Here is an 18,701-nt window from a genome sequence, read left to right as displayed (position 1 = left end):
AGCTGACAAATGAGTGACAACACGGATCTCAAGGAACTTAAGCGACGCATGGATGGCGCCATCGCTGCCTTCAAGCACGATATCGCGTCGCTGCGCACGGGCCGCGCGTCGGCGAACATTCTCGATCCGGTGACCGTCGAAGCATACGGTTCGCGCGTGCCGCTCAATCAGGTTGCGAACGTTTCTGTGCCGGAGTCGCGGATGTTGTCGGTCTCGATCTGGGACAAGCAGATGGTGGGTGCGGTGGACCGAGCCATCCGCGAGTCCAACCTCGGTCTCAATCCGATCGTCGATGGCCAGAACCTGCGCATTCCGCTGCCTGAACTCAATGAGGAACGCCGGCGTTCGCTGGTCAAGATCGCCCACGAATACACCGAGAAGGCCAAGGTCGCGATTCGACATGTGCGCCGCGACGGCATGGATGGCCTCAAGAAAGCCGAAAAGGACGGTGTAATCGGCCAGGACGACAGCCGTGCGCTGTCGGAAAAAGTGCAGAAGATGACGGATGAGGTGATTTCCGATGTCGACCGCTTGCTAGCGGATAAAGAAAAGGAAATCATGCAGGTCTAATAAGAGGCCTGTAGACTAGCTGTCGCCTGCCGGCCGAAAGAAGACGAGCCATATGCCACACCCAGAGCTTTCGACGCTTCCTGAGCACGTTGCCATCATCATGGATGGTAACGGCCGATGGGCCAATGCGCGCGGACTTCCACGCACCATGGGCCACCGAAAGGGTGTCGAGGCGGTTCGCGAGACGGTGCGCGCCGCCGGCGAAGTGGGGTTGAAATATCTGACCCTGTTTGCCTTTTCTTCGGAAAACTGGCGTCGCCCGGAAACCGAAGTCACCGATCTGCTCGGGCTGCTCAAGGCTTTCATTCGGCGCGATCTGGCGGACCTGCATCGACAAAACGTTCGCGTCCGGGTTATCGGCGACAGGCAGAACCTTCGCAGCGACATACTTCCGCTTCTCCTTGAGGCGGAAGAAACCACGAAAAACAATACGGCGCTGACGCTCGTCATCGCCTTCAACTATGGCTCCCGCGACGAAATCGCGCGCGCTGCCATCAGCCTTGCCAAGGATGTCGAGGAGGGGCGGCTCAAGGCCGATCAGATCAGCGCCTCGCTGATCGGTCAGCGGCTTGATACGGCGGGCATTCCTGATCCCGATCTCATCATCCGCACCAGCGGCGAGGAGCGGCTATCGAACTTCCTGCTGTGGCAGGCGGCCTATTCGGAATTCATGTTTGTGCCTGACTACTGGCCGGACTTCAGCCGCGATCTGTTCTTCTCCGCGTTGAAGAAGTACGCCGAGCGCGACCGCCGCTTCGGCGGCCTCTCCGCCAAGCCCATCGCCGCCGTGGGCTCCTGATGAGCAGGGAACTTCGGCTGCGCATCATTTCCGGCATCGTGCTTGCCGTCGTCGTGCTTGCCGCGACCTGGTATGGCGGCTTCGCGTTTCGGCTTCTCGCGACGCTGATCGCGCTGCTCGTCTACTACGAGTGGTCGACGATGACCCGTCTGCAGGCGAACGATCCGTCCGGCAACGCGCTTGGCTGGCTCGGCATATTCGTGATCAGCGGTGCGACGCTTTCGCAGGAATCGCCCTATGCCGTCGGCGCGATGGGAGTTTTCGTACTCGCAACGCTGTTGCTTTCTGCGTTTCGCGGAAAAAGCTGGTGGCTGCCCGGCGGCGTTTTATACGCGGGGCTGACGGCCATCGCGCTTTCCGAGATCCGCGACGACGATCTTCTCGGTCTTGTCACGATGCTGTTCGTCTTTGCGACGGTCTGGGCGACGGATATCCTGGCTTACTTCGTTGGGCGCGCGATCGGTGGTCCGAAGCTTGCGCCGCGCATCTCACCCGGCAAGACGTGGTCCGGCGCGATCGGCGGAGGATTGGCGGGCGTGATCGCGGGAACCGCGATCGTTTGGAGTTTTTTTCCGGGCGCCGGACTTCGCGTTGCCGCCGTCGCGCTCTTCCTGTCGGTCTGCAGCCAGATCGGCGATCTCTTCGAATCATTCATCAAGCGTCGCTTCGGCGTGAAGGATTCCAGCCACCTGATTCCCGGTCACGGCGGCGTGATGGATCGGGTCGATGGCCTAGTTTTCGCTTGTTTCGCAGCCTTTTTGCTGGCTATCGTGTTTTCGCTGGCATCGGATGGCGAGACGGCCTCCCTGGGCGGCGTGCTGCTCGGTGTCTGAGTAAAAAGGGCAGGATCGAATCATGGGCATTGTGGGCATTTTTGGTTTTCTGACGCACTACATCGTGCCCTTCGTACTGGTGTTGTCGCTGCTCGTCTTCGTGCATGAGATGGGCCACTACCTGGTAGGCCGGCTCTCCGGCATTCGAATCTTGGCGTTTTCGGTCGGATTCGGGCCGGAGATTGCGGGCTTTACCGATAGACACGGCACGCGCTGGAAGTTGTCGGCAATTCCGCTTGGCGGCTATGTGCGGTTCTTCGGCGACGAGGATGCTTCCAGCAAGACGGACAACCAGCAGCTCTCGGCGATGTCGCCCGAAGATCGCGCGCGCTCCTTCGCAGGCGCCAAGCTATGGAAACGCGCCGCGACGGTGGCCGCTGGCCCGATCGCCAATTTCCTGCTCGCAATCGCAATCTTTGCCGTCCTCTTTTCCATCTACGGAAGATCGGTCGCCGATCCCGTCGTAGCCGAGGTGAAGGCCGACAGCGCCGCGGCGGATGCCGGCATCAAGCCCGGCGATCTGCTCCTCGCCATCGACGGCAGCAAGGTGACGACGTTCGACGACGTTCGCCGCTATGTCAGTATTCGCCCCGGCCGGCACATCATCGTCACCGTCGAGCGCAACGGACAGAGCCTGGATTTCCCGATGGTGCCACAACGCACCGACATGACCGACCAGTTCGGCAACAAGATGGAAGTGGGCATCATCGGCATCGTAACCAACCAGGACGTCGGACACTTTCGTCAGCAGACCTATACGCCGTTGCAGGCGGTTGTCGAAGGAACGCGCCAGACCGGCAGCATCGTCGTCGGTACCTTCCAGTATATCGGAAACCTGTTCGGCGGTTATATGAAGCCGGATCAGCTGGGCGGGCCGATCCGCGTCGCGCAAGCCTCTGGCCAGATGGCGTCTCTGGGTCTAGCCGCCGTATTGCAGCTCGCCGCGGTTCTTTCCGTCTCCATTGGATTGCTCAATCTTATGCCGGTTCCTGTACTTGATGGAGGGCATCTGATGTTCTATGCCATTGAAGCGGTGAGGGGAAAACCGTTGGGTGCGGCGGCGCAGGACATAGCCTTCAGGATAGGTCTTGCGATGGTACTTTCGCTCATGGTTTTCGCCACCTGGAACGACATCAGCGCTCTGATCGGGTGATTTTAAGAAGAGGGAAAATTACCTTTTATTTACGATGTTTCAAGGCTGTAGTGGCCAATGGGCCACGGTTGGAAATGAAGTAAACAGAAATTAACTTGCTCCCTTGCTTGTATGTCAAAAGCGGGTAAAACGACACACGGTCGGAATCGGCTCTGCTCGATATCGGGACGATTGAAAAAGGTAAGAATTGAAAATGAAGGCTGGTTCAAGGTTTTTGAACGCGGTATCGGCGGTGGCGCTGTCTGCAAGTGTTGTTGCTTCCGGTGCGGGCGTTACCACGCTGGTGTCTGCCACTGCGGCAGAAGCGGCCGTCATTCAGAAGGTGGATGTCCGTGGCGCGGGACGCGCCGGGTCCGAAGCCGTTCGCGACAACATCACCATTACGCCAGGCAAGAGCTTCTCTCCCGCAGACATCGATCAGTCGGTGAAGCAGCTCTATGCGACCGGCTATTTCAGCGATGTTCACATCAGCGTTTCCGGCAGCACGCTCGTCGTCACGGTCAGCGAGAATCAGCTGATCAATGCCGTTGTCTTCAACGGCAACCGCAAGATCAAGGACGACAAGCTGGCGGGGCTCGTTCAGACGCATGCCGCGGGTCCCTATAACGAAGCGCAGATCCAGGGGGACATAACCTCCATCAAGGAAGCCTACGCCGCCATTGGCCGCAGCGACGTCCAGGTGACGACGCAGACCGCGCCGGTCGCCCCGGGCCGCGTAAACCTTGCTTTCGTCATCAATGAAGGTGAGCGCACGAAGATCGAGGCGGTCAACTTCACCGGCAATCAGGCCTATAGCGACGGCCGCCTTGCTGCGGTCATCAGCACCAAGAAGTCCAACTTCCTGTCGTTCCTGACGCGCAAGGACGTTTACAGCCCCGACAAGCAGCATGCCGACGAGGATGCGCTCCGTCAGTTCTACTACAACCACGGCTATGCGGACTTCCGCGTCGTTTCGTCGGATGCCACGCTCAACGAGCAGACCAACGAATACACGCTGAACTTCAATGTCGAAGAAGGTCAGCGCTATACGTATGGCGATGTCAGCGTCGTCTCGACGGTCGACGGCATCAACGCCGACGAACTGAAGGGCCTCGTGGTTACCAAGAAGGGTGACACCTACAGCGCCCGCGACATCCAGAAGTCGATCGAAGACATTTCCAAGCGCATCGCTGCTGCTGGTTATCCGTTCGCTCGCGTCACGCCGCGCGGCAACCGCGACTTCGCAACCCACACGATCGGTATCGAATATCTGGTCGACCAGGGTGAGCGCGCCTATGTCGAGCGCATCGAGATCCGCGGCAACACCCGCACCCGCGACTATGTCATCCGTCGTGAATTCGACATCAACGAAGGCGACGCTTTCAACCAGGAAATGATCACCCGCGCCAAGCGCCGCCTCGACGCGCTCGGCTACTTCTCGTCGGTGAACATTGGCACCGCGCCGGGCAGCGCTCCGGACCGCGTGGTCGTTGTCGTCAACGTCGAAGATCAGCCGACCGGTTCGTTCGGCATCGGCGCCGGCTATGCGGTCGGCAACAACGGCGGCATCATCCTGGAAGCCTCGATCGAGGAGAAGAACTTCCTGGGTCGCGGCCAATATATTCGCGTTGCGGCAGGCGCCGGTACGGAAGGCAGCCGCAGCTACAACATCTCGTTCACCGAGCCCTACTTCCTGGGTTACCGGCTGGCGGCTGGCTTCGACATCTTCAAGAACCAGACGGCCTCGGACGACTTCTATGACTATAGCGAACAGGGCGGTTCGCTACGCGTCACGGCGCCGATCACCGAAGATCTGGCCACCACGCTGCGCTACAACTACAAGCGTCTCGACTATAGCGGTACGGGCGACTGGCAGAACAATCTGTCTGCGCCTTATCTCAACTTGATCGAGAACGGTCCGTGGACCCAGTCGTCGATCTCGCAGACCTTTACCTACAACACGCTCGACGACCAGAACCTGCCGCGCGAAGGTATGCTCGCCAAGCTGACGCACGAATTCGCGGGGCTTGGTGGCGACTCCGACTTCTACAAGATCAGTGCCAAGGCTCGTTACTTCCACATGATTTCCGACGAGCAGGACATCATCGGCTCGCTGACGGTTGGCGCCGGCTACGTTCTGCCGACCAGCGGCGACAAGCTCAACGTCTTCGACCAGTTCACGATCGGTGGCCGCGAAATCCGTGGCTTCGAGAATGCCGGCATCGGCCCGCGCACGACGAACTTCGGCGATCCGATGGGTGGAACGACCTATTTCACCGCTTCGGCTGAAGCGAGCATGCCGCTTCCGGGCATCCCGCAGGACATTGGTCTGCGCGGCGCCGTGTTCGCTGACGCTGGCACGCTTTACGGCAACAAGGCCGATACGTTTGGTGATCAGATCGAAGGCGACGGCGCCTCGCTGCGTGCTTCTCTGGGTGCCGGTATCATCTGGTCCTCGCCGTTCGGCGTCATCCGCGTCGACTATGCGGTGCCTGTCGTGAAGGAAGACTTCGACAAGACTCAGAATTTCCGGTTTGGCATCGCAAACCAGTTCTGATATCGCCAGTCCAGAGCTGCAGGCTCATATCCCGTTCTGGAGCTGTTGTTGATGGAACCTAATTGCTTTTTTCCGCCCCATGAGGGTGTCAGCCTGGCTAGGCTGGCAGCTCATCTTGGGGCGGAGTTGGCTGATAATGCGTTCGCGGACAAGATCGTGAAATCCGTTTCGCCGGTCTATCGTGCCGGCGAGGGCGACGTTTGCTACATTCTCTCCCGCAAGAACCGCGATGAGCTGGCAACCTGCCATGCGACCGCCATCATCTGCGATGCGTCGATGCAGTCGATCATCCCGGCGCACATCCCTGTAATCATCTCCTACAAGCCGCATGCCGCCTTCGCGACGGCCGGCGCGCTGCTGCATCCGGACGCCATGCGGCCGGCCACCGTGACATCGGGCGCAAGCGCTATCTCGCCGGCTGCCTTCGTCGATCCGAGTGCCAAATTGGAACACGACGTCGTCGTCGAGCCGATGGCCGTGGTTGGTGCGAATGCCGAGATCGGCGAGGGAACGCGCATTTGCGCGGGCGCTGTGATCGGCGCGAACGTCAAGATCGGACGCGACTGCACGATCTCCGCCGGTGCCAGCGTGCTCTGCGCCCTCGTCGGCAACGGCGTCATCGTCCATAACGGCGCGCGCATCGGGCAGGACGGTTTTGGTTACGCCCCAGGCCAGCGCGGCATGCTGAAGATCGTGCAGATCGGCCGCGTCATCATCCAGGACAATGTCGAGATTGGTGCGAACACGACGATCGATCGCGGTACCATGGACGACACCGTGATCGGCGAAGGCACCAAGATCGATAACCAGGTCCAGATCGGCCACAACGTTCACATCGGTCGGCATAGCGCCATCGTCAGCCAGGTCGGCATTGCCGGCAGTGCGAAGATTGGAAATGGCGTCCAGATCGGTGGACAAGCAGGCGTCGCGGGCCACATTAACATTGGTGACGGCGTCCAGCTCTCGGCGGGCAGCGGCACGATCAACGACATTCCAGCGGGACAGCGCTATGGCGGCGTCCCATCGCGCCCGATCAAGGATTTCTTGAGAGAACTGGCAGAGACCATGGCTAAGACCGAAGGCCGCAAGAAAAAAGGCGAGGTAACCAAGGATGACTGAGGAAACGAAGGCCTCGCTCGGATCAGCTGACATCATCGAGATCATGAAGCTGTTGCCGCATCGCTACCCGTTTCTTCTTGTCGACAAGATCATCGAGATCGACGGCGACAACTCGGCAATCGGCGTCAAGAATGTTACGGTGAACGAACCGCAGTTCAATGGACACTTTCCCGGCGCCCCGATCATGCCCGGCGTTCTCTTGATCGAAGCGATGGCCCAGACCGCAGGCGCCATCTGCGCGCGCAAACAGGGCGAGGTCGGGAACCTCGTTTATTTCATGACGATCGACAATGCGCGCTTCCGCAAGCCCGTCGTGCCAGGCGATGTGGTCGAGTTCCATGTCGTCAAGCATAAGCAGCGAGGCAACATCTGGAAGTTCCATTGCGATGCGAAAGTCAGCGGCACACTGGTTGCCGAGGCCGATATCGGTGCGATGATCGTACACAAGGACTGAATAATGACTGGAATAGCACAAAGCGCTCGTATCCATCCGCTTGCGGTCGTCGAGGACGGCGCGGTGATCGGGGAGGGCGTGGTCGTCGGTCCGTTCTGTTATGTCGGGCCGAAGGTCGTGCTTCACGAGAACGTCCAGCTGTTGTCGAACGTCGTGGTGAGCGGGCTCACCACGATCGGCAAGGGCACCCGCATATTTCCGATGGCCGTAGTCGGCGGCGACCCGCAGAGCATTCATCACGGTGGTGAAGAAACGACTTTAAGTGTCGGTGAGAACTGCACGATCCGTGAGGGCGTCACGATGAACACCGGTACGGCCGATTTCGGCGGCAAGACCATCGTCGGTGACAACAATCTCTTTCTGGCCAATTCGCACGTCGCGCATGATTGCCGCGTCGGCAACAACGTCATCATGTCGAACAACGTGATGCTCGCCGGCCATGTTACGATCGAGGATCGCGCCATTCTCGGCGGCGGCTGCGCCGTGCACCAATTCGCTCGTGTAGGTCGGCACGCGTTCATCGGCGGCCTTTCCGCCGTCAACTACGACGTGATCCCTTATGGCATGTTGAACGGCAATCCGGGTATTCTCGGTGGTCTCAACGTTGTCGGCATGACCCGTGCCGGGATCGAACGTGCGGTGATCCATACGGTTCGTCGCGCCTTTAAGTCGATCTTTGAGGGCGAAGGCTCGATCCGCACCAATGCCGCGGCGATCCGCGACGAATACGTGGACTGCAAGCAAGCGATGGAAATCATTGATTTCATCACCGTCGACAGCGAGCGTGCGATCTCCTCGCCGAACCGCAACAAGGCGTGACGGTGGGCGCGAGCGCCGAAGACGGCAAGGGAAGATTGGCAATCATCGCCGGTAGCGGTTTTCTGCCGGCTCACGTGGCGGCCGCCGCGCGCCGCGCCGGAGAAAATCCCGTCATCGTTGCCCTAAAAAACGAGGCGGATCGCGACTGGAGCGACTTCGACCATGTGGTCCTGGGCGTCGGCGATTTTGCCGGCTTCGAGGCACTTTTCGAGAAATATGACGTCCACCGCATCGTAATGTCCGGCAGCGTGGCCAAGCGGCCGGAGTGGCGCGAGATCCGCGCAACCTGGCGCTCGTTCGCGAAAGTGCCGGGCATCGTCCGCACTCTTCTGTCGGGGGGCGACAATGCCGTGCTGCAGATGGTCATCGGCCTTTTGGAACGCAAAGGCCGCCGCGTCATCGGCGCGCACGAGATCGCTCCGGATCTTCTTGCGACCACCGGAGCGCTCGGTAAGCATGGGCCGTCCGAAGAGGACTTGAACGATATCCGCCAGGCCGTGAAAGCCGCCGATGCACTCGGCCTCCTCGATGTCGGTCAGGGCGCGGTCAGCGTCGGCGGGCGCATCGTGGCGCTCGAAGGCGTCGAGGGAACGGATCGCATGATCGAACGCGTGGCGAGCCTCCGGGCAGAAGGGCGCATTTCACCGCGCCGCCGTGGCGTTCTCGTGAAAATGTGCAAGCCGCAACAGGATATCCGCGCCGACCTGCCGTCGGTTGGGGTCTCCACGATCCTCAACGCGAAGAAGGCCGGATTGGCCGGCGTGGCGGTCGAGGCGGGCAGGGCGCTCCTTCTTGACCGGGAAGCCCTGATCGCGGCTGCGGACCGGGAGGGCATATTCCTGTGTGGCATTGACCGCGGTCTCAGCGCGAAAGGGTATATGTGAGCGCTACTCTCAAGCTCGCGATCATAGCTGGCGAAGTTTCCGGTGACCTGCTGGGCGCTGATCTCGTCGCCGCCTTGAGGGAGCGCACCGCTACTGACGTCGAACTCGTCGGCGTCGGGGGCGAAGCGCTAGAGGCGCAGGGGCTGCGCTCGCTGTTCGATTTTTCAGAGCTTTCGATCATGGGGTTCACCCAGGTCATCGTGAAGCTTCCGAAGCTTCTCTCCCGCATTCGCCAGACGGCGACTGCAATCGTCGCTGCCCGGCCAGACGCGCTTGTCATCATCGACAGCCCGGATTTCACCCATCGCGTCGCCAAGCGCGTTCGCGCCGCAATGCCCGATCTTCCGATCGTGAACTACGTCTGTCCGAGTGTGTGGGCCTGGAAGGAATATCGCGCGCAGCAAATGCTCGGCTATGTCGACCATGTGCTTGCCGTGCTGCCGTTCGAGCCGGATTTCATGGCGCGCCTCGGCGGTCCGCCAACGACCTATGTCGGCCACCGCTTGGCGACGGACAAGAATGTAATCGCAACCCGTCTCGAGCGGTCGCGCCGCGGTTTTGATCCGGCGGGCGGCGAACGTACCATCTTGCTGTTGCCGGGTTCTCGGGGGGCGGAGATCAATCGGCTGCTTCCGGCGTTCGAGAAAACGGTCGAAGAGCTGACCCGGCGCGACAATCGCGTCCGCTATTTGTTGCCGACCGTTCCGCACCGGGCAGAACTGGTACGGAGCCTGACGGCGCATTGGACCATCAGGCCGGAAATCGTGGTGGGTCAGGAAGCCAAATGGGCGGCTTTTGCCGAGGGCGACGCGGCGGTTGCCGCCTCGGGCACCGTGCTGCTGGAGCTTGCGCTTGCCGGCGTTCCGGTCATTTCGACATACAGCACCGACTGGATTGTCAAGCTCATCCACAAGCGGATTAAAGCTTGGACGGCCGCGCTTCCCAACCTGATCGCGGACTATATCGTCGTCCCGGAGCAGATCAACGAGATGGTGCGCCCCGGCGTGCTTGCCCGCTGGCTCGAACGCCTCTCGCAGGATAGCCTGCAGCGCAAGGCGATGCTTGATGGCTTCGACCTGGTGTGGGAGCGGATGCAGACGAAAACGCCGCCGGGCGAACACGCGGCGGCCATCCTGCTGGACCTGCTGGCAAGAAAAAAACCCGGTCGTTTCTGACCGGGTTTTTTGTTGTCTCAGAGCGGTTTAGCGCTTCGATACGGGCAAGTACTCGCGCTTCGGCTCGCCGGTGTAGAGCTGGCGCGGACGGCCGATGCGCTGATGCGGGTCCTCGATCATTTCCGCCCACTGCGCGATCCAGCCGACGGTGCGGGCAAGAGCGAACAGCACGGTGAACATGGTGGTGGGGAAGCCGAGCGCCTTCAGCGTGATGCCGGAGTAGAAGTCGATGTTCGGATAAAGCTTCTTCTCGATGAAATACTCGTCCGTCAACGCGATACGCTCAAGTTCCATGGCAACGTCGAGCAGCGGATCGTCCTTGATGCCAAGCTCGCCGAGCACCTCATGCGTGGTGCGCTGCATGATCTTGGCGCGCGGATCGTAGTTCTTGTAGACGCGATGACCGAAGCCCATCAGGCGGAACGGGTCGTTCTTGTCCTTGGCGCGGGCGATGTATTCCGGAATTCGGTCGACCGAGCCGATTTCGGTGAGCATGTTCAGCGCCGCTTCGTTGGCGCCGCCATGAGCCGGGCCCCAAAGGCAGGCAATGCCGGCTGCGATGCAGGCAAACGGGTTGGCACCGGAGGAACCGGCGAGACGGACCGTCGACGTAGAGGCGTTCTGTTCGTGATCGGCGTGCAGGATGAAGATACGGTCCATCGCGCGCGCCAGAACCGGATTGACCACATAGTCCTCGCAAGGCACCGCGAAACACATGTGCAAGAAGTTGGACGCGTAGTCGAGATTGTTGCGCGGATAAACGAAAGGCTGGCCGATATGGTACTTGTAGGCCATCGCCGCCAGCGTCGGCATCTTCGCGATCATTCTCAGGCTGGCAACCATGCGCTGATGCGGATCGGTGATATCGGTGGAGTCGTGGTAGAAGGCCGAAAGCGCGCCGACGCAGCCGCACATGACGGCCATCGGATGCGCATCGCGGCGGAAGCCGGTGAAGAAGCGCGACATTTGTTCATGCACCATAGTGTGGTGCGTGACGCGATGGTCGAAGTCCTTCTTCTGCGCGGCGGTCGGGAGATCTCCATAAAGGAGGAGATAGCAGACCTCCAGGAAGTCGCCATGCTCGGCCAGCTGTTCGATGGGATAGCCGCGATGCAGCAGAATGCCCTCGTCGCCGTCGATGTAGGTGATCTTGGATTCGCAGGCAGCTGTCGACGTAAAGCCAGGATCGTAAGTGAAAGAAGAGGTGTGCTTATAAAGGGCGCCAATATCAATGACACTGGGGCCGATGGTGCCGGCCTTCACAGGCAAGTCCACCGACGTGTCGCCCCACAGTAGTTTCGCGCTTTGTTCCGTCATGCTGATCCTCCAAGATTTGGCGGGTTGGCGCCACAAAAAGCGCCAAATGGTTAAGCGTCCACCGATTGCTATATGATCACGAAGCTAATGCCAAGTTACCGTGGCGCCTATTTGTGCATCGCGTCATCAACTTTTGGGCACTGCAATATCTGCTCTTCCGAGAGGATGGACAAGCAGCGTCGCGGCGGTTGGGAAAGGCTTTTATCGAACCGGTGACCCAATCGATTTTTGTTGAAAATTTCGATCAATAGTTGCAAGTTTCTAGGGATCTTGAACATCGACTGACAGCGGCTATGCCCGACACCGAAGCGCGAGACAGGCAGGTAACGAGCTTCAACCTGCCGCCGCCGAGGACAGGCGGGTCAGCGCTGACCGTTCCCTTGGAACGCGGGGTCCGCACGCAGGACCGTGTGCCGCTGGCAAGTAGGGCTCGTCTGGCGCGAGCGGCGTTTTCCGAAGCACTTGCCCTGCTATTGCAGGAAGAAGCCGCGCATGGGCGCGCCTTGCTTTTCGCGCCAGTCTATATGGGCTGCGGCGCGATCATCTGGTTCAAGTCCGGCAACGATCCTCCGACCGCCGCGATCGTCATGGGAGTTGTGATCTCAGCCGCGAGCCTTGCCGTGAAAAGGCAAGCCAGCGCCGTTTCGCGCCACCTTTTGTTCGCCGCGATGCTGGTGCTTGTCGGCATGCTCCTTGCCCAATGGCAAACCTGGCGAACGGGAACTTTCATGCTGGACGTTCCGGTCACGACCACGATCACCGGGCGTGTCGAGCGCCGCGAGATCGACGATCGCGGCCGTTGGCGCTATCTCGTTGCCGTCACGGCGACGGAGGCGCCGGCGCTGAGACGTTCGCCGTCGCGCGTCGCGGTCCTTGCGCGGGGAAAGCAGGAACCCTTCGTTCCCGGAGATATCGTACGGGGCAGGGCGCGCCTCATTCCACCTGCCGGCCCTGCTTTGCCCAATCTCCACGACTTTGCCTTCGACGCCTATTTCGACGGCATCGGCGCAAATGGCTTCTTCTACGGATTGCCACAGAGGATGTCTCCAGACGGAGACATGGAGGACGCGACGCTTGTCGCAAGCCTCGAACGGAAACTGACGACCCTGCGCGAACGGATCGGAGATCGCATCCGCGCCATCCTGCCGGGCGACACCGGCGCGTTTGCCGCCTCGCTGGTCAACGACGAGCGGCGCGCCATCTCGCCGGAGACGATCGATGCGCTGCGGGTCTCCGGGCTAGCGCATATCATCGCCATATCGGGGCTGAACATGGCGCTCTCGGCCGGCATTTTCTACGTCGGCTTGCGCCACGCGCTCAGTCTCTTCGCGGGAGTGGCGCAGGCGCGTCCGATCAAGAAGTTCGCGGCCGTTGGCGCACTTATGACGGTGACCGCCTACTATCTCATTTCCGGATTCGGCGTTTCGGCCGAGCGCGCCTTTGTGATGATGGCGATCATGCTGGTGGCGGTCCTGCTCGACCGGCCATCCGTCAGTCTGCGAAACGTTGCGCTGTCAGCAATCGTCATCCTGGCGCTATCGCCGTCGGAGGTGCTCGGGGCGAGCTTTCAAATGTCCTTTGCCGCGACGCTCGCCCTCGTCTCCGGCTACAGGCTTTGGACAAGGCGGGCCAGTCGCGAGCGCACGATCATTCCGTTGCCAACCCCTTGGCCGATCAAAGCGGCCGGGCGCTTCTTTGCCGGAATTGCGATGACCTCGCTCATCGGCGGGGCCTCCACGGCGATCTTCTCCATCGAGCATTTTCACCGGCTGGCGACATACGGCCTTGTTGCCAATCTGGCGGCGATGCCGATCGTCTCCGTCATCGTCATGCCGGTCGGCATGCTGGCGATGCTATTGATGCCCTTTGGCTTGGATGCCGTACCTTGGAAGATCACCGGCTTGGGCCTCGATGCGGTGATTGCGATCGCGAAGACCGTCGCAGCCTGGGGCGGGAACGTGCCGTTCGCCCGGCTGCCGCCCTGGCTGTTCCCCGCCGTCGTTGCCGGCATCCTCCTGATGGGGCTTCTGCGGACGCGCCTCCGGCACATTGGAGTGCTGCTCATCGTTGCCGTCGTCACACTATCCGCTGCAATACCCGGCCGGCCGCCTCCCGATGTGATGATCGCGGAGGACGGCGACCTGGTTGCGCTCTGGCGAGATGGCCGCCTGGCGCCCAATCGGGAACGGCCGCCGGATTTCATTTTCGAGCAGTGGCAGCGTGCGCTGGCAATCGATGCGTGGCAGCCACCACGCATGCTCGGGGACATGTTTGCTCTTCCGCGTGCCAGCAAGCGCCAGGGTCGGGTCGCGCTGGATGCCGCGCAACGGCAAATCGTCCGTCAGGAAATGGAGCGGGCGCTGGATGTGGTCCCAGATGGCGGGTTTGCCTGCAACGGACGGGAGTGGTGCGCCGCACTGCTGTCGAATGCACAGATATTGATCACCATCAACCAAGCCGCCTATCTCGGTCCTGCCTGTGATACCGCCGATATCGTCGTCACCCCGGCGAGATTGAAACTGGACCGTTGCCGCACCGGCGCCCGGATTTTCAGCGCCACGAGCCTAAGACGCTCGGGATCGGTGGAAATCGATGTCGGCTCGGGAAACCCCATCGCCACGACAGCATTCGATGGAATCGCGAGAGCCTGGAACATCCACCGAGCCTATGACTGGCGTTCGGGAACGTTCAAGACGGACCCCGATTTCACCGCTCAGTGATAACGGCGAATGAGCCCTACCAGCTTGCCCTGAACTTTCACGCGGTCCGGCCCAAAGATGCGGGTCTCATAAGCCGGATTGGCGGCCTCGAGTGCAATTGAGGCACCCTTGCGTCGGAAGCGCTTCAACGTAGCCTCTTCGTCGTCCACGAGAGCCACGACGATATCGCCGGGATTGGCGGTGGAGCCATTGCGAATGATCACCGTGTCGCCATCGAAGATCCCGGCCTCGATCATCGAATCGCCTTTGACCTCCAGCGCGTAATGTTCACCGGAGCCCAACATGTCGGCGGGTATGGCGATATCATGGGTGTTGTTCTGTATGGCCGAGATCGGCACGCCGGCTGCGATCCGTCCCATCACCGGAACGGAAACCGAATTGTTGCCGTTGTCGGCGGTTTTTGTCGCGGCGGGCGCTACCGGCTGCGGCTTTCCGAGGCTTCCCTCGATGACGCTCGGCGAAAACCCGCGCCGCGGCTGCATGCTGGGGCTGTAGGCCTCAGGCAGCTTGATGACTTCGAGCGCTCGGGCCCGGTTCGGAAGCCGCCTAATGAAACCGCGCTCCTCGAGCGCGGTAATGAGCCGATGGATACCGGACTTAGACGCCAGGTCGAGGGCGTCTTTCATTTCATCGAAAGAGGGAGGTATGCCGGATTCCTTCATTCGCTCGTGAATGAAAAGTAGCAGTTCCTGCTGCTTGCGAGTCAACATTGTATGAGGCCCCAATCGTGAAACAAATCCAGAACGGACACTATATGTTCCATATGTGTTCCGCAAGTGCTTAAATTTTCGTGAAGATGGTCGCGCTGATGATGAATTTCACCTTCGCATGCTCGATTGGTGCCGCCTGCGGGCGTTTCTCGCGGTCTCTTGGCACACGCGGTCAGAAATCTTGGCGGGCAAGTCATCAATCCGATTCGGAGTATCGGTGTTGCCACCGCAGCCTTTGGGCTTGAAACGGGTCGCGGAAAGGCGCAAACGCTACCACACGTGAAGGCTTGAGGAAGACGATTGAGGGAGCAGGGCATGAGCTCGTCGCCACATCCGCTTGACCATCTGGTGTTGCCGACAATGAGCATTGCCTCGGCGCGCGAGAGGCTGGGTAAGCTTGGCTTTACGGTCGCAGCCGACGCGCTTCATCCCTTCGGAACGGAAAACGCCTGCGTATTCCTCGCCGACCAGACTTATCTTGAGCCGCTCGGCGTTGCCGATCACGAGCGAACCGTGGCGAGCGCTGCCGAAGGTAACGTTTTTACGGCGCGCGACCTGGCTTTTCGGTTCCGGCAAGGGGAAGAGGGCTTCTCCGCCATTGCGTTCGGTACGGCCGACGCAGCGGCCGACGACAAGCGATTTCGTGCAAATGCGATTTCGGCCGGCCGGCTGCTCGAGTTTTCGCGGCCAGTGCGCATGCCCGACGAGACGCAATCGGTGGCGGGCTTTCGCTTAGCCTTTGCCGCGGACCTGCGCGCGCCTGATTTCCTTGCTTTTTGCTGCGAGCGGACCAATCCTCTTCCGTCGGACCGCAGTGCGCTGGAGCGGCATGCCAACGGCACCACCGGCATGGCCGAGGTAACGCTTTCCACTCGGGATCCTAAAGCCTTTGCCGGCTTCCTCTCGCAGGCCTGCGGCGGCGCCAAGGTTCAAGAACATTCATTCGGGCTGTCGGTTCAGACGGCAAACGTTCGCCTGGCCGTCATGACGCCGCAAGCGCTCGAAGCCTTCTATGATCTCAGGATCGCCCAGACGGACCCGGGTTTGCGCGCAAGGGCGATTCTCTTTCGCGTCCGCGATCTTTCCGTGACAGCGGCGCATTTGACTGCTAACGGCGTGACCCACACGCGCGCGGGCAATCGCATCGTCATCAAGGCAGCGCTCGGCCAGGGCGCTCTGTTTGCTTTCGAGGAGACACAATGAGCCATCCGACAAATTCCGAAGTCGTCGCAGGCGAGGGCGCTTCTCGCGTTCTGTTTTCGAACAGCGGCAAGCTTTCGCTGATTGCAGGTCCCTGCCAGATGGAGAGCCGGGATCACTCCTTCATGATGGCAGGTGCGCTTAGCGAACTCTGCGGCAAGCTGGGGATCGGTCTGGTCTACAAGGCGTCTTACGACAAGGCGAACCGCACATCGCTATCGGGCAAGCGCGGTATCGGGCTCGATAGTGCCATGGAAATCTTCGCCGATCTGAAAAAGGAGTTCGGCTTTCCGGTCTTGAGCGATATCCACACCGAAGAGCAATGCGCCGTCGTCGCCAAGACCGTGGACGTGCTGCAGATACCCGCGTTTTTGTCCCGCCAGACCGATTTGTTGGTTGCCGCCGCCAAGACCGGTCGCGTGATCAACGTCAAGAAGGGCCAGTTTCTCGCCCCGTGGGACATGAAGAATGTCCTCGAAAAGCTCAATGCAAGCGGCAATCCGAACATTCTGCTTTGCGAGCGTGGCGCGTCGTTTGGATACAATACCCTGGTGTCCGACATGCGATCGCTGCCGATCATGGCGGCAATGGTTGCTCCGGTAATCTTCGATGCCACCCATTCCGTGCAGCAGCCGGGAGGCCAGGGCGGTTCGACCGGCGGGCAGCGCGAATTCGTGGAGACGCTGGCGCGCGCAGCCGTTGCTGTCGGCGTTGCCGGCGTGTTCATCGAAACGCACGAAGATCCGGATCACGCGCCCTCCGACGGGCCGAACATGGTGCATCTGAAGGATATGCCGCGGCTTCTGGAAAAGCTGCTGGCCTTCGATGCCATCGCCAAGGGCTGAAAACTGGAATTGCGTTCAAACGTCTGACACGAAACTCGTTTAGGCGGCAGGAACGCTTTTCGTCACGGCAACGCGGCATTGAAAATTCCGCTGGGCCGCTCTAGACAGATTTCAATCGATTTAACCACCAGCGAGCAGGAAGCTATCATGACCGCCATCACCGACATCATCGCCCGCGAGATTCTCGACAGCCGTGGCAATCCGACCGTCGAGGTCGACGTCTATCTGGAAGACGGCAGCATGGGCCGCGCGGCCGTGCCGTCGGGCGCCTCGACCGGCGCCCATGAAGCAGTCGAACTGCGAGATGGCGGCAGCCGTTACCATGGCAAGGGCGTCGAAAAGGCGGTCGAGGCCATCGACACCGAAATCTTCGATGCCATCGGCGGCATGGATGCTGAAAACCAGATCCAGATCGACAACATCATGATCGAGCTCGACGGCACGCCGAACAAGTCGCGGATCGGCGCCAACGCCATTCTCGGCGTATCGCTCGCCGTTGCAAAGGCGGCCGCCCAGAGCGCCAACCTGCCGCTCTACCGTTATGTCGGCGGCGCGCATGCCCGCCTGCTTCCGGTGCCGATGATGAACATCATCAATGGCGGCGCCCATGCCGACAATCCGATCGACTTCCAGGAATTCATGATCCTGCCGGTCGGCGCCGAGACGCTGCGCGATGCGGTGCGCATGGGCTCGGAAGTGTTCCACGTTCTGAAGAAGGAATTGTCGGCGCAGGGCCACAACACGAATGTCGGCGACGAAGGCGGTTTTGCGCCCGGCCTTTCAAGCGCCCCGGCAGCACTCGACTTCATCATGAAGGCGGTCGAAAAGGCCGGCTACAAGCCCGGCGAAGACATGTTCCTCGGCCTCGACTGCGCCTCGACGGAATTCTTCAAGGACGGCAAGTACGTGCTTGAAGGCGAAGGCCGCACGCTTGAACCGGGTGCCATGGCGGAATATCTCGCGGAGCTCGCCGCGAAGTATCCGATCATCTCGATCGAAGACGGCATGGCGGAAGACGATTGGGATGGCTGGAAGACGCTGACCGACCTGATCGGCAAGAAGACGCAGCTGGTTGGTGACGATCTGTTCGTCACCAACTCCGCGCGTCTGCGCGACGGCATCCGCATGGGCGTCGCCAACTCGATCCTCGTCAAGGTCAATCAGATCGGCTCGCTGACGGAAACGCTGGACGCCGTCGAAACCGCCCACAAGGCAGGCTACACCGCCGTCATGTCGCACCGCTCGGGCGAAACGGAAGATGCAACGATTGCCGACCTTGCGGTCGCCACCAACTGCGGTCAGATCAAGACCGGTTCGCTGTCGCGCTCCGATCGTCTTGCCAAGTACAACCAGCTCATCCGCATCGAGGAAGCGCTTGGTCCGCAGGCACAGTATGCCGGCCGCTCCATTCTTCGCGGCTGATAAATAAGAGATTTCCGGATCTTGTAGACCCCTGAACCGCGCCTCCGGGCGCGGTTTTTGTTTGCGCGCCCGCTAGAGTCAACGGACGGTTAATCTCTCGTGGCTAATGTCGCCTCTGGAAGATGTGGCGTTACAAGCAGGCGAG

At 60.7% G+C, this 18,701-nt stretch carries 16 protein-coding genes; 14 read left to right on the top strand and 2 right to left on the bottom strand.

Annotation, left to right across the window (positions count from 1 at the left end):
- The first annotated feature begins 9 nt into the window (after nt 1-9).
- The 10 genes from frr to lpxB all read left to right on the top strand — a co-directional run bounded on the left by frr (nt 10) and on the right by lpxB (nt 10,342).
- A complete protein-coding gene (frr, locus tag AB4048_RS03795) occupies nt 10-570 on the top strand; it encodes a ribosome recycling factor (protein WP_442200590.1) in 561 nt (186 codons plus the stop codon).
- A 19-nt stretch (nt 571-589) separates the two neighbouring features.
- Nucleotides 590-1,369, top strand: a complete 780-nt coding sequence (locus AB4048_RS03790) for an isoprenyl transferase (RefSeq protein ID WP_442200703.1) — start codon at nt 590-592, stop codon at nt 1,367-1,369.
- A complete protein-coding gene (locus tag AB4048_RS03785; protein WP_442200589.1) occupies nt 1,369-2,202 on the top strand; it encodes a phosphatidate cytidylyltransferase in 834 nt (277 codons plus the stop codon). The genes AB4048_RS03790 and AB4048_RS03785 overlap by 1 nt, the downstream gene beginning before the upstream one ends.
- 22 nt (nt 2,203-2,224) lie before the next feature.
- A complete protein-coding gene (gene rseP / locus AB4048_RS03780) occupies nt 2,225-3,355 on the top strand; it encodes an RIP metalloprotease RseP (protein ID WP_442200588.1) in 1,131 nt (376 codons plus the stop codon).
- Between the two features lie 193 nt (nt 3,356-3,548).
- Complete coding sequence (gene bamA, locus AB4048_RS03775; RefSeq protein ID WP_442200587.1) at nt 3,549-5,891, top strand: outer membrane protein assembly factor BamA; 2,343 nt, start codon at nt 3,549-3,551, stop codon at nt 5,889-5,891.
- A 51-nt stretch (nt 5,892-5,942) separates the two neighbouring features.
- Nucleotides 5,943-7,010 carry a UDP-3-O-(3-hydroxymyristoyl)glucosamine N-acyltransferase gene (gene lpxD / locus AB4048_RS03770; protein ID WP_442200586.1) on the top strand — a complete coding sequence of 356 codons (1,068 nt, stop codon included), beginning with the start codon at nt 5,943-5,945 and terminating at the stop codon, nt 7,008-7,010.
- On the top strand, nt 7,003-7,464 hold the full coding sequence (gene fabZ, locus AB4048_RS03765; RefSeq protein ID WP_442200585.1) for a 3-hydroxyacyl-ACP dehydratase FabZ: 462 nt from the start codon (nt 7,003-7,005) through the stop codon (nt 7,462-7,464). The genes lpxD and fabZ overlap by 8 nt, the downstream gene beginning before the upstream one ends.
- A 3-nt stretch (nt 7,465-7,467) precedes the next feature.
- Nucleotides 7,468-8,283 (top strand): acyl-ACP--UDP-N-acetylglucosamine O-acyltransferase, encoded by an 816-nt coding sequence (gene lpxA, locus AB4048_RS03760; RefSeq protein WP_442200584.1) that lies wholly within the window; start codon nt 7,468-7,470, stop codon nt 8,281-8,283.
- Nucleotides 8,284-8,285: 2 nt separating this feature from the next.
- Nucleotides 8,286-9,167, top strand: a complete 882-nt coding sequence (locus AB4048_RS03755) for an LpxI family protein (protein ID WP_442200583.1) — start codon at nt 8,286-8,288, stop codon at nt 9,165-9,167.
- Nucleotides 9,164-10,342 (top strand): lipid-A-disaccharide synthase, encoded by a 1,179-nt coding sequence (lpxB, locus tag AB4048_RS03750; RefSeq protein ID WP_442200582.1) that lies wholly within the window; start codon nt 9,164-9,166, stop codon nt 10,340-10,342. The genes AB4048_RS03755 and lpxB overlap by 4 nt, the downstream gene beginning before the upstream one ends.
- A gap of 27 nt (nt 10,343-10,369) precedes the next feature.
- Here lpxB and gltA read toward each other — a convergent pair whose 3' ends face one another.
- The gene (gene gltA / locus AB4048_RS03745) at nt 10,370-11,659 is read right to left on the bottom strand and encodes a citrate synthase (RefSeq protein WP_442200581.1); all 1,290 of its coding nucleotides are present in this window, start codon (nt 11,657-11,659) and stop codon (nt 10,370-10,372) included.
- A gap of 293 nt (nt 11,660-11,952) precedes the next feature.
- Here gltA and AB4048_RS03740 point away from each other — a divergent pair, with 293 nt between their 5' ends.
- Nucleotides 11,953-14,379: a ComEC/Rec2 family competence protein gene (locus AB4048_RS03740; RefSeq protein WP_442200580.1), complete on the top strand. Its 2,427-nt coding sequence runs from the start codon at nt 11,953-11,955 to the stop codon at nt 14,377-14,379.
- Here AB4048_RS03740 and lexA read toward each other — a convergent pair.
- Complete coding sequence (lexA, locus tag AB4048_RS03735; protein ID WP_442200579.1) at nt 14,373-15,089, bottom strand: transcriptional repressor LexA; 717 nt, start codon at nt 15,087-15,089, stop codon at nt 14,373-14,375. The genes AB4048_RS03740 and lexA overlap by 7 nt on opposite strands.
- 315 nt (nt 15,090-15,404) lie before the next feature.
- Here lexA and AB4048_RS03730 point away from each other — a divergent pair, with 315 nt between their 5' ends.
- The 3 genes from AB4048_RS03730 (at nt 15,405) to eno (ending at nt 18,556) form a co-directional block, all read left to right on the top strand.
- A complete protein-coding gene (locus AB4048_RS03730) occupies nt 15,405-16,292 on the top strand; it encodes a VOC family protein (RefSeq protein WP_442200578.1) in 888 nt (295 codons plus the stop codon).
- Complete coding sequence (gene kdsA, locus AB4048_RS03725) at nt 16,289-17,134, top strand: 3-deoxy-8-phosphooctulonate synthase (protein WP_442200577.1); 846 nt, start codon at nt 16,289-16,291, stop codon at nt 17,132-17,134. Before AB4048_RS03730 ends, kdsA begins: the two co-directional genes overlap by 4 nt.
- A 147-nt stretch (nt 17,135-17,281) precedes the next feature.
- A complete protein-coding gene (eno, locus tag AB4048_RS03720; protein ID WP_442200576.1) occupies nt 17,282-18,556 on the top strand; it encodes a phosphopyruvate hydratase in 1,275 nt (424 codons plus the stop codon).
- Nucleotides 18,557-18,701: the final 145 nt, after the last annotated feature.

It is taken from the genome of Rhizobium sp. RAF56, assembly GCF_052113965.1.
Classification (GTDB): domain Bacteria; phylum Pseudomonadota; class Alphaproteobacteria; order Rhizobiales; family Rhizobiaceae; genus Rhizobium.
The sequence above is the reverse complement of the archived record's forward strand: the minus strand, read 5'-3'. Positions and strand labels throughout refer to the sequence as shown.